This window comes from Lyngbya sp. CCY1209, from assembly GCF_035615495.1.
GTDB lineage: Bacteria > Cyanobacteriota > Cyanobacteriia > Cyanobacteriales > Microcoleaceae > Limnospira.
The window spans coordinates 1-11,565 of the sequence record NZ_JAJENU010000658.1 but is presented as its reverse complement, the minus strand read 5'-3'; the positions used below and the strand labels follow the sequence as shown (position 1 = coordinate 11,565).

The window sequence follows — 11,565 nt, the reverse complement described above, 5'->3', positions numbered from 1 at the left end:
AATCGCCAAGACACATGGAAGTTTCGGGTTCTGTTCCACGAACCGAACTGTAAACACACGAGCGCTCATTGCTATATCAGCTTTGAGCTAATCGAGACCTCCTCCATTCCCCGATATCCGATCTGAATGTTAGCCCTTGCGATCGCGTCCCGTGAGGGCATCGACTAGGTTGCGGTGGTATTCGGGAGGCTCCCCTCGATCGGATTTCGGCTTCTCCGGGGTCTGAGAGGGGGTTTGCTGGGTCGGGGGTGCGGGCTTCTGTTGGTAGGCGGGGCGTCCGAAGCCCAGAAAACACCAGGGCTCCCGGTGGCGGCGCATCACCTGTCCGCCGTTGGAGTCGTTGCCGACGGCTGTATTTCCCTCGATGCTGACCACGCTTCCATTCGACTCGATCCGTTCCACGATGCCGACATGATCGGCGATGCCGTCGCCCCGCCAGCAGTAGAAGGCGATATCTCCGACTTGCGGCTTGGAGAACCACCGCCCCTGCCTCTGGAACCAGTACACCCCGTCCTGACAGTAGGCAAATCCTTTGGCGGTGCGGATTGGTAGCGTCAGGCTGACGCGATCGAAGCAGTAGGAAATGAAAATCGCGCACCAGGGTACATAATTCATGCCGTACCAGTGACCGTATTTATTTTGATTGCTGCTTGGAGGAGATTCGCTGTAGCCAATTTCACCCACTGCAACTCGAAGCAGATCGTCTACTGTTTTCATCGGAGAATTTTCCCTAGCCATTCAATTTAAGTTATAACTCAATTTTGAGGCGATCGAGTGTTCTTAATATTCTCGATCGATCCGGTTTTTAAACTGTCCGCTTTGGGTCAAAATTGCGGTGGGAGACTCGGAGAAATAAAACGCCAATCTCCGGGGCGATCGCCACATCGCTAAACCCGAATGACTCGGTTCGATTGTGACTGTTAAACGCCCTGCCACAAGCTTTTCGAGGCGAATTAAATCCTACAGAGGGGTGAGAACCCTGGGGGCAAAAAGCCACGATGGGCGCGGACATTTAGACCTAACTTTTCGCCCGTTTCATGCCGAAAAAAAGTTCTCGACCGGGCTGGATCTGAACCCCGAACCCCTATGGACGAGTCCTTGGGTCGGGCCGTCTTCAAAGGCAGTGAGGGGTCTGACACTTCCGGGTATTTGACCGGACTGTATATCACCCGCATCTCGGCAACCGATCGCCGCTCTCGATCTATTTCTTCGGGTCGGATTCGAGTCCGGATCGATCCACAAAAATTAACAATCGCGATCGCTCCTCGGGCCGCCGCTCCTCACAATAGCCACAAACCGCCGTCACCCGGCGATCAACCGAAATTCACCCGCCGCAGCAACAAATATCACAGTTGACATCCGTGAGATCACGGATAATATAGGGTGTATCATCGAGTTTGACTCGAACCAGCCAATTTTAGGGAGGTCATTCCCATGTCGGCGAATTTTACCAAAGGGTTGTTCTACATCAATCTCCAAGGCGCAGATCTCACCAACGCCAACTTGAGCGGGGTTCGGTTAGGACGCGCCAATTTCCGCTATGCGATTTTTGAAGGGGCGAATCTCCAAGATGCCGATTTGACAGACGCCGAGAATTTGGAACCCAGCCAACTTCAGCAAGCGATCAACTGGCACTTGGCCCACTACAGCGAAACCCTGAAACAAAAACTGGGACTACATTTCAAACAAACGCCATAAAATCCTCGATTCCCATCGCTTTTTTGGCTTTTCTAAACCGGGTCGGTATCCGTCACGTCCCCACTTACGGAGATTTCCCATACCGCCGGCTTTCCCGGGCGCAGGACTCGCGCCCAAAATTAATGTAGCTATTTTTTGAGAGCTGGATTCGCGGGCGATTCCAGATTTTTTTGATCAGACCAAATCCCGATTGGCGACGGCGCACCGATCGCCAAGCCCAAAACATCTGCGACGGTGTTTCTCGGCCGACGACCCGGGTCTAAACTCGGATAAAAACAATAAATTTTAGGCTTTTTAATTGGGGTAAAATTTACCGAAAATATGGGAGAAAAAATCCGGTTTTTAAAAATGTTAAATTTTGCCGGATCGCGGCGACCGGAATGTTTCAGCAGATGGCCGGGATTCCCTCGAATTTAAAATTCGGGGGGCCGGACGTTACCAGATGGGCGACAAAGGGTAAAACCGTCGCCCCGAGGCAACTCGGAGGACACCACATTACATTTGATGAGCGATCGCGATCGCGATTCCCATCTTCGATACAATGGCAATAACGGCATTTGACGCGATCGCAAGTTTATGGCTCACAGCATCCAATCCTCCTCCCATCCCTACCTGGAACCCCCCCGAGAAGAGGAAGAAGAAGAATCCGAGTTGGATTACTTTTTTGACGAACCGGGAAGCCTCCCCGGAACCCTCGATCTCGAGCCCGACGCGCCGCCGCCGGAACTGATTTTGATCGAGTACAACGAGGCGAACGCCACCCGCAAAGTCCTCGGCAGTCCGGAAGAATGTTCCACCTACCTCGATCCGGGTTCCATCTCCTGGCTCGACGTCCAGGGGTTGGGAAACTTGGAAACCTGGCGTAAAATGTCCCAGATTTTCAACCTCCACCCCATCGCCTTGGAAGACGTGGTGAACGTCCCGCAGCGGCCGAAAGTGGTATACTACGACAATCCCGAGCATCTGGTGATCGTGGCTTGGATGGTGATGCTCAACCCCAAATCCAAAAAACTGCACAAAGAACAGGTGAGCATCATTTTGGGGGACAATTATCTGATCACCGTCCAGGAAGAACCCCAATACGATTGTTTGGAACCGGTGCGCGATCGCATCCGACTCAACAAGGGGACAATCCGCAAAAATGGGGCGGACTATCTCGCCTACGCGATCTTGGATGCCATCATCGACGAATTTTTTCCCCTACTTGAAATTTACAGCGATCGCCTGGAAGATTTGGAAGATGAGGTGCTCTTCCAACCCTCCAAAAAGACGATGGAAAGTATTTATAAAATAAAGCGGGAACTCCTAGTCCTGCGGCGGGCGATCTGGTCCCAGCGGGAAGCCTTAAATATCCTGATACGGGACAAGACGCGGCTGGTGGGGAAAAAAGTGCGAGTCTACCTGCGCGACTGTTACGACAACACGGTAAACGTCCGGGATATGTTGGAAACCTACCGAGAATTAGCTTCCGACCTAATCAGCATTTACCTGTCTTCGATGGGAAATCGCATGAATGAAGTCATGAAACTGTTGACGGTCATCTCCTCGATTTTCATTCCCCTGACCTTTATCGCCGGGGTCTACGGCATGAACTTCGACCCGGAGGCATCGCCGCTCAATATGCCGGAATTGGAGTGGTACTACGGCTATCCGGCCGCCTTGGGGGTGATGGCTCTCATCGCCGGAAGTTTGGTTTACTTTTTCTGGAAGCGGGGTTGGTTCAAGAATTATTCTCGTTTCGACCGCGAAAAATTCGGCGATCGCTAAACCGAGGGCTTCTCACTGATATTGGGAGGGAATGGCAGCCTTGACAAACGAACAGATCGTCGGCGGACGATATCGGATTATCAAATGCTTGGGAGCGGGGGGATTCGGCCGCACCTTCTTGGCGACCGACGAGCGCAACCCCACCGCCTCTCCCTGCGTCCTCAAACAGTTTTCTCCGCGATCGCAAAACCCCGAACATTTGCAAAAGGCGGCGGATTTGTTTGAACAAGAAGCCGCCCGGTTGGAAAACCTGGGCAAGCACCCTCAAATCGCCCAACTGCTCGACTCTTTCAAAATCGAAGAGAATCAATATTTGGTTCAGGAGTATATCGAAGGGAAAAATTTGCGGCAGATTTTGGAAGCTCGCGGCCGGTTCAACGAATCTCAAATCCGCTATTTGCTGGGCAATTTGCTCCCCGTTTTGGAATTCATCCACTCCCACCACATCATCCACCGGGATATCAAACCGGAGAATCTCATCCGCAGCCCCAACGGACAGTTGGTCGTCGTCGATTTCGGGGCGGCAAAACAGGCGGTCGGCAGCGCTTTATTGCGGACCGGAACCCTGATCGGGACGCCGGAATATGTGGCGCCGGAACAGTTGCGCGGGAAGGCGACTTTCGCCAGCGATCTCTACAGTTTGGGGGTGACTTGTCTGCATTTGCTCACCCAGTTGTCCCCCTTCGATTTGTTCGATACCGGGGAAGATCGTTGGGTGTGGCGGCACTATTTGGCCGACAACGCCATCGGCGACGAATTGGGTCGAATTCTCGATCGCCTCACCGAAGAGGCCACTAACCACCGCTACCAGTCCGCCGCCGAGGTGCTCCGGGATCTCGACGCCCGCCGCCCCCGACTCAACGTCATCGCCCAACCCGCCACCGTGCCCCCCCGACAGACTGGTTTGGGTTGGAAGCGCCCCCAGACCGTCAGCGACTATTGGAGTTCCGTCTCCTGCGTGGCGTTTGGCCCCGACGGCCGGATTTTGGCGGGGGGGAGTTTCGATCGCACCGTCCGACTCTGGCGGGCCGAGACGGGGGAATGGGTGGCTTCGTTCCTGACCCCCTCCCAACCGATATTGGCTGTCGCCTTCAGCCCCGACGGTCGCCTCCTGGCCGGGGGCGGCGGGGACGGGAAAGTGCACCTGTGGGACCTAGGGACCCAAAACGAACTGGGGGCGATCGCGGCCCACGGGGACGGCCGGGTGTCGATGTCCGCGGCCTTCAGTCCCCCCGGAGATGCGATCGCCACCGCCGGGGACGACGGGACCGTTCACATTTGGGACAGGGAAACCCGGGAATTGCGTCGCAGCCTGCAACACCTGCGGGGGATCAACGGCCTGGCCTACGCGCCGGACGGGGGGTTGCTCGCCACCGCCAGCAGCGATAATTCCGTCCACCTGTGGCGGCCCGACACCGGGGAGCACCTGGGACAACTCGCCGGACACCGGCGGGACGTCAACGCCCTCGCCTTCAGCGCCGACGGGCGACTTCTCGCCACCGCCAGCAGCGATCAAACCGTCAAAATTTGGGATCTGGAACGGCGGGAACTCCGACAAACCCTGACCGACCACCAGGATTGGGTGAGGACGGTGGCCTTTTTCCCGTCTCCCGATCGCGATCGCACCCCCCTCCTGGCCAGTGGCGGCGCCGATCGCACCGTCAAAATCTGGGATCTCGACCGGGAAACCGTCGTGGATACCCTTTTCGGACACGGCGATGTCAACGCCATCGCCATCAGTCCCGACGGCAAGATTCTCGCGAGCGGCAGCAGCGACAACACCTTGAAAATCTGGCGGCGGGAGTAGCGATCGCGGGATCAACCGAGATCTTGCTATGATCGAGATCCCACCCCCTCTCCCATTCAACCATGAATTTACCGACCTGGATCACCTTTTCCCGCCTGCTGGGAATTCCCTTCATCCTCTGGGGGCTGCACCACCCCACCCCCGAGATCCGCTGGATTTGTCTGGGCATTTTCCTGGCCGTCGCCGCCACCGACTGGCTGGACGGCTACCTGGCCCGAAGACTGAACCAAGTCAGCGATTTGGGCAAATTTCTCGACCCCCTGGTAGACAAATTGCTGGTGCTGGCCCCCCTGTTGGCCCTGATCGAGCTGGGACAGATCCCGGCCTGGGGGGTCTTTTTGATCGTGGGTCGGGAATTGGCGATCGCGGGGTGGCGGGTCAATCAACCGCAAATTTCCGGGGCGAACCTGTGGGGAAAAGCGAAAACCGTCTTGCAAATGGCTGCCATTTCCCTGTTGATCGCCCCCCTCCCAGCCGCCTGGGATCGACCGTCCGCGATCGCCTTTTGGGCCGCCGTCGCCGTCACCTTGATGTCCGGTTTGACCTACGTGTTCCCCTCAATTTCAATCGGGGATTTCTCTAAAAATGAGTCCCGATAACTCCACCGAATTCCCGAGTTTAGACCCTTTTTAAACGCCGCCACTGTCGGTTCGGGTGTCGGAAACATTTTCCACCATTCTGCATCCCTGAGTCCCGTCCGGGCAATCCCCCGGAAGTTTACAAAATCTTTAACAATCCGCTCGAATAACTATCCTTAATCTCGATGCCGTTCCCGGGAGACGAGGCAGACAAGTTGGCTGGGGGTCTGTTAAGATCTCGTCCAAGTCTAAATGTATACAAACTCTACCCGCTCCCCGTAAAGTGTGGCGGTGAATGGGGCACTCGGGAACCCGAAACGTGAAGGGTTGAGAACTGGGAGTTGAGGTCAATTTCCTCGATCCCGCCCGACTTTCGTGAGGGGATGGGTAGCCAGACGGGGTGATCTACTGTGTTAAGTTTTATCTGCCATTGACTGTGTAATTGAGCATTACAAGGTTTAAATCAGATGTTGCCAAATTTTTGCGGAAAACTAATATTATTAGGTCTGGTGACAGCCGTCGTGGGTTGTAGCCCCCCCGCCGCCACCCCCCCATCCCCGGAAGCCGAGGCTTCCCCCGCCGCCACCTCCGAACCGGCGGGAGAACCCATCGTTCTGGCCGACGTCTCCAAAAATGCAGCCCAGAAAATCCGGCAGTTTCAGCCGATGGCCGACTACCTCGCCGAAAATCTGGGAGAATATGACATCGGCGCGGGAGAAGTCAAAGTCGCCCCGAATCTGGAGGCGATCGCGGCGATGCTCAAAAGCGGGGAGGTCGATATCTACTTCGACAGCCCCTACCCCGCCATGCGGGTGAGCGACGCCTCGGGCGCCGAGCCGGTCCTGCGCCGCTGGAAGGGGGGAAATGCCGAGTATTTCGGCGTCATCTTCATCCGAAAAGACAGCGGCATCGAGAGCATCGAGGATTTGCAAGGCCGGACGATCGCCTTCGAGGAAGACGTCTCCACCTCCGGCTACTTCTTGCCCCTCAACTACTTGATCGACGCCGGCTTCAATCCCGTCCAAAAAGCCTCCCCCCTCGATGACGTCGCCCCGGACGAAATCGGATACGTTTTCAGCAACGACGACGAAAATACAATCCAGTGGGTGATCAGCGGAAATGTTGAGGCCGGTGCCGCCGATTTGCCCACCTTCATGGCGATTCCGGAGGAAAGTCGCTCGGCTCTGAAGATCTTGGCGGAAACCGAAAAACTCGCCCGCCATATTGTCCTGGTTCGCCCCGGCATGGACCCCGAATTGGTGGAGGGGATCAAGGCCGTGTTGATGGATATGGACAAAACGCCCGCAGGACAGGCCGTACTCGAATCCTTTGAAAAAACGGCGAAGTTCGACGCATTTCCCCCGGAAGCCGATCTGAATCGGATGCGAGAATTGTACGACCGCGTTCAGAACAGGTGAGTTGGATGGGAAAGTTCCGGAACCGACAAGTTTCGTTGGCGACCAAACTGACCTTGGCCATGACGGGCTTGGTCATCATTGTCGTAGCCAGCGTCACTTGGCTCTCCCTGCGTCGCCAGCAACAAACCTTTAAGCAGGAACTCGAACAGCAGGCGGAAATTTTACTCGAAACCCTCTCGGTGACATCCGCCGACTCCCTCTATTTTTTGGACGTCTCCTTCCTCAAGGAACTCATGGAGCAGCTCGGAACCGCCAAAATTCTGGTGTCCGGCAATATCTACGACAAGGACGGCCGGATTCTGGCCGACGCCTACCGGCGGGACGTGCTGGCCTACGGGGTGGAACCCGACCCCTGGGCCTTGCAGTTGCTCCAAAGTCGGGACACCGTTTTCGAGTGGAAGTCCGACCAACAGCGCCTGATCGCTGGTCAGGCGGTCGTCCTGGGTTCCCAACCGGTGGGGGCCGTCAGCGTCGGACTCTCGACCCAACCCCTGGAGGCGAAAATGGCGGCGGTGCGAAATCGGGGCTTGATCGCCGCCTTGGCCGCCGCCACGGCCGGCACCCTCCTGGCCCTGGTGATCAGCCGCTCGATCACCGAACCCCTCAAACAGATGACCGCCGCCACCCGGGAACTGGCCGCGGGAGACCTGGAGTTGCAGATCGACATCCAATCTCAGGACGAACTCCAGGTGCTGGCCGACTCCTTCAACAAGATGACGAAGCAGTTGCGGGATCTCATCGACAGCAAGGAACAACTGATCAAAAGTCTGGAGTTCCGGGCCGAGGCCCTGCGACAGAGCGAGGCTAAAAATCGGGCGCTCCTCAACGCCATCCCAGACCTGATGTTTCGATTCAGCCGGGACGGGGTGTTTCTGGACTTCCGGGCCTCCCGGGGCGACAATTTGATCCAGTCGATGAGCCAGTATCTCAACCGCAGCATCTACGACCTGCTGCCCAAACATCTGGCCCAGATGTATCTGGAATACGTGAGCATCGCCCTCCGCAGCCATCAGGTGCAGGTGTTCGAGTACGAGTGGTTTCTCAACGATCGCCGCCACCATTTTGAAGCCCGGATCGTCGTCAGCGGCGAAAATGAAGTCCTTGCCATCGTCCGCGATATCACCGAAAGCAAGCTGGCCCAAATCGAACTGCAGCGGGCCAAAGAGGCGGCGGAGACGGCCAACCACGCCAAGAGCGAGTTCCTCGCCAGCATGAGCCACGAACTCCGCACCCCCCTCAACGCCATCATCGGCTACAGCGACCTGCTGCGGGAGGACGCGGTGGATTTGGGCTACGCCGACTTCATCCCCGACCTCGACCAAATTCGCGCCTCGGGGCTGCACCTGCTCGCCATCATCCAGGATATTTTGGACATCTCCAAGTTGGAGTCGGGGATGATGAGCGTCTGTTTGGAAGACTTCAATATCGCCACCCTGGTCCGGGAGGTGGAGGCCCTGGTGCAGCCGTTGGTGCAGAAAAATCACAACGAACTGCGGGTCAATTGCGACCCCGACTTGGAGGGGATGCACGCCGACCGCACCAAGGTCAAACAGATCTTGCTCAACCTGTTGAGCAACGCGGCTAAATTTACCGAACGCGGGGTCGTCACCCTGAACGTCGGCTACCGCGCGCGCCACCACTCTCAGTCTCTGCCCCACCGGGCCGGCAGCAACGGCTCGGCCACTTCGGTGGCGATCGCCCCCGGCCAGTCCCGCGGCTGGGTCGCCTTTGAAGTTGGCGACACGGGCATCGGCATGACCCCGGAGCAGATGACCAAAATTTTTGAACCCTTCGAGCGGGCCGACAACTCCACCACCCGCCGCTACGAAGGGACCGGCCTGGGACTCTCCATCAGCCAGCGGTTTTGCGAGATGATGGGGGGGACCGTCACCGTCGAAAGTCAGCTCGGTTTGGGATCGACTTTTACGGCCTGTTTGCCACTGGTGGTGTCCGACAATTTATCCAAAAAAAAAATTGATTCCGCCGTCTGGGTCCCCATCTAATCCCGCTCGCACGGCCCGTTTTGATCTCGGGGTGCGGGGCGCACCGGGGGCGTTTCTCCTGGAGCTTAACCGTTGCCTTAACCGTTGCCTCCCAACTCCCGACTCCCTCATCCCGCCGCCACAGATATTGAGAGTGGATGTCAGGATTTGATCTCATTGATTGCGATCGCCCCCACCGCCTCACCCCGGAACAGCCCCGAAACTCAAACGGCGAACCTTTTTAATCCCCATTTCCTGCGATAAAATTAACCTTGCCCGAATCAGCCCATTTCGATTTAAAATCTTAAAATATTCTGCAGCCGTTCGGACTCTAGCTCCCTATAAATCCTCATTCGTTCTAAATTACTATGTCTATTGGCTATCTTGCCCTGGTCCTCCACGCCCACCTCCCCTTTGTCCGACACCCCGAAAGCGACTACGTATTGGAGGAAGAGTGGCTCTTTGAAGCCATCACGGAAACCTACATCCCCCTGATCAAAATGTTCGAGGGATTGAAGCGGGACGGCGTCGAGTTCAAACTGACGATGAGTTTGACTCCCCCCCTGGTCGCCATGCTGCGAGATCCCCTCCTCCAAGAGCGCTACGACAAACACCTCGCCAAACTGCAGGAATTGGTCGCCCGGGAAGTCGAACACAACCAACACAACGGCCACCTCGTCTACCTCGCCGAACACTACGTCGAAGAATTTGCGGAAGCCCGCACCCTCTGGGAGCGCTACGGCGGCGATTTGGTCACAGCCTTCAAACAATTCCAAGATTCCAACAACCTGGAGATCATCACCTGCGGCGCCACCCACGGCTACCTGCCCCTGATGAAAATGTACCCCCAGGCGGTACAAGCCCAAATTCAAGTCGCCTGCGAACACTACGAAGACAACTTCGGTCGCCCCCCCCGGGGCATCTGGCTCCCCGAATGCGCCTACTACAACGGCCTGGAACGCCACGTCGCCGACGCCGGCCTGCGCTACTTCCTCACCGACGGCCACGGCGTCCTCTACGCTCAACCCCGCCCCCGCTTCGGCACCTACGCCCCCATCTTCACGGAAACTGGTGTCGCCGTCTTCGCCCGCGACCACGAGTCCTCCCAGCAGGTCTGGTCTTCCCTGGTGGGATATCCGGGTTCCCCGGAATATCGAGAATTTTACAAGGATTTGGGCTGGGAAGCCGAATACGAATATATTAAACCCTATATCATGCCCAACGGCCAGCGGAAAAATACGGGCATCAAGTACCACAAAATTACCGGCCGGGGATTGGGACTCGGGGATAAGGAACTCTACGACCCCTATTGGGCCCGACAAAAAGCCGCCGAACACGCCGGGAACTTCATGTTCAACCGGGAGCGGCAGGTCGAACACCTGCACGGCATCATGCAGCGCCCCCCCATCATCGTTTCCCCCTACGATGCCGAACTGTTCGGCCACTGGTGGTATGAGGGACCCTGGTTCCTCGATTGCCTGTTCCGCAAGACCTGGTTCGACCAGGACGTTTACGCTATGAGCCATTTGGCGGATTACTTGCAGGCTTACCCCACCCAGCAGGTGTGCCGTCCGGCTCAGTCGAGTTGGGGGTACAAGGGGTTTCACGAATATTGGCTCAACCACAGCAATTCCTGGATTTATCCCCACCTGCACAAGGCCGCGGAGCGGATGATCTCCCTGGCCTGTCGGGAGGCGACGGACGATTTGGAGTTGCGGGCCCTCAACCAGGCGGCTCGGGAGTTGCTTCTGGCCCAATCCTCTGACTGGGCGTTTATCATGAGCTCCGGGACGATGGTCCCCTACGCCGTGCGCCGGACGCGATCGCACCTGATGCGCTTCAACAAACTTTATGATGACATTAAGGTTGAGAAGATCGATTCGGGCTGGCTGGAAAAGGTTGAATATTTGGATAATATCTTCCCCAACATCAATTACAAAGTCTACCGACCTGCCCTGTAGCGGGAGTTTCAGCCCTTATCGGCGATCGGTGCCCCCCCGCCTCCCGACCCGGAACCCCGACAATTGGATGCCATTTCCCCAGCCCGGAAGCGGGTTTGGGGTCATTTTTTTGCCCATCCCCACGCCACTTTATAAGAAAGAATGTTAAATTTTGTAAAGTAAAGGCGTTTTGTAAAATAGACTACAGAATTTTATAGTATAGTGATAAGCATAAGGAAAAAAAACAACTCAACTCATCAGGAGGACTCGACCCATGTCTACCCAAGATCAAGCCAGAGCATTGATGATGCGCCATCACCAGACCGTCAAGAACCGCCAGCAGGCGATGTTGAACCGCTCCGCGGCCGAAGTCGG

Annotated in this window: 8 protein-coding genes; 7 read left to right on the top strand and 1 reads right to left on the bottom strand. The window is 56.6% G+C overall.

Annotated features, from left to right (window positions below; all coding sequences use genetic code 11):
* Nucleotides 1-129 precede the first annotated feature (129 nt).
* Entirely contained in the window at nucleotides 130-717 is a 588-nt protein-coding gene (locus tag LKE08_RS27110) for a CHAP domain-containing protein (RefSeq protein ID WP_324707416.1), read from the bottom strand.
* Between the two features lie 717 nt (nucleotides 718-1,434).
* Between LKE08_RS27110 and LKE08_RS27105 the strand changes: the two genes are divergently transcribed.
* The 7 genes from LKE08_RS27105 to LKE08_RS27075 all read left to right on the top strand — a co-directional run bounded on the left by LKE08_RS27105 (nucleotide 1,435) and on the right by LKE08_RS27075 (nucleotide 11,211).
* Nucleotides 1,435-1,698, top strand: a complete 264-nt coding sequence (locus LKE08_RS27105) for a pentapeptide repeat-containing protein (protein WP_324707415.1) — start codon at nucleotides 1,435-1,437, stop codon at nucleotides 1,696-1,698.
* A 576-nt stretch (nucleotides 1,699-2,274) separates the two neighbouring features.
* Nucleotides 2,275-3,465, top strand: a complete 1,191-nt coding sequence (gene corA / locus LKE08_RS27100) for a magnesium/cobalt transporter CorA (RefSeq protein WP_324707414.1) — start codon at nucleotides 2,275-2,277, stop codon at nucleotides 3,463-3,465.
* A gap of 31 nt (nucleotides 3,466-3,496) precedes the next feature.
* Complete coding sequence (locus LKE08_RS27095; protein WP_324707413.1) at nucleotides 3,497-5,272, top strand: serine/threonine-protein kinase; 1,776 nt, start codon at nucleotides 3,497-3,499, stop codon at nucleotides 5,270-5,272.
* Between the two features lie 62 nt (nucleotides 5,273-5,334).
* Nucleotides 5,335-5,871, top strand: coding sequence for a CDP-diacylglycerol--glycerol-3-phosphate 3-phosphatidyltransferase (gene pgsA / locus LKE08_RS27090; protein ID WP_324707412.1), 537 nt, complete (start codon nucleotides 5,335-5,337; stop codon nucleotides 5,869-5,871).
* Between the two features lie 446 nt (nucleotides 5,872-6,317).
* The gene (locus LKE08_RS27085; RefSeq protein WP_324707411.1) at nucleotides 6,318-7,268 is read left to right on the top strand and encodes a phosphate/phosphite/phosphonate ABC transporter substrate-binding protein; all 951 of its coding nucleotides are present in this window, start codon (nucleotides 6,318-6,320) and stop codon (nucleotides 7,266-7,268) included.
* A gap of 5 nt (nucleotides 7,269-7,273) precedes the next feature.
* Entirely contained in the window at nucleotides 7,274-9,271 is a 1,998-nt protein-coding gene (locus LKE08_RS27080) for an ATP-binding protein (protein ID WP_324707410.1), read from the top strand.
* A gap of 347 nt (nucleotides 9,272-9,618) precedes the next feature.
* Nucleotides 9,619-11,211 carry a 1,4-alpha-glucan branching protein domain-containing protein gene (locus LKE08_RS27075; protein WP_324707409.1) on the top strand — a complete coding sequence of 531 codons (1,593 nt, stop codon included), beginning with the start codon at nucleotides 9,619-9,621 and terminating at the stop codon, nucleotides 11,209-11,211.
* Nucleotides 11,212-11,565 lie beyond the last annotated feature (354 nt).

Bases quoted from the DNA above. Each gene is read 5' to 3' on its own strand.
- LKE08_RS27110 (WP_324707416.1), bottom strand. From the start codon at position 717: ATGAAAACAGTAGACGATCTGCTTCGAGTTGCAGTGGGTGAAATTGGC.
- LKE08_RS27105 (WP_324707415.1), top strand. From the start codon at position 1,435: ATGTCGGCGAATTTTACCAAAGGGTTGTTCTACATCAATCTCCAAGGC.
- corA (WP_324707414.1), top strand. From the start codon at position 2,275: ATGGCTCACAGCATCCAATCCTCCTCCCATCCCTACCTGGAACCCCCC.
- LKE08_RS27095 (WP_324707413.1), top strand. From the start codon at position 3,497: ATGGCAGCCTTGACAAACGAACAGATCGTCGGCGGACGATATCGGATT.
- pgsA (WP_324707412.1), top strand. From the start codon at position 5,335: ATGAATTTACCGACCTGGATCACCTTTTCCCGCCTGCTGGGAATTCCC.
- LKE08_RS27085 (WP_324707411.1), top strand. From the start codon at position 6,318: ATGTTGCCAAATTTTTGCGGAAAACTAATATTATTAGGTCTGGTGACA.
- LKE08_RS27080 (WP_324707410.1), top strand. From the start codon at position 7,274: ATGGGAAAGTTCCGGAACCGACAAGTTTCGTTGGCGACCAAACTGACC.
- LKE08_RS27075 (WP_324707409.1), top strand. From the start codon at position 9,619: ATGTCTATTGGCTATCTTGCCCTGGTCCTCCACGCCCACCTCCCCTTT.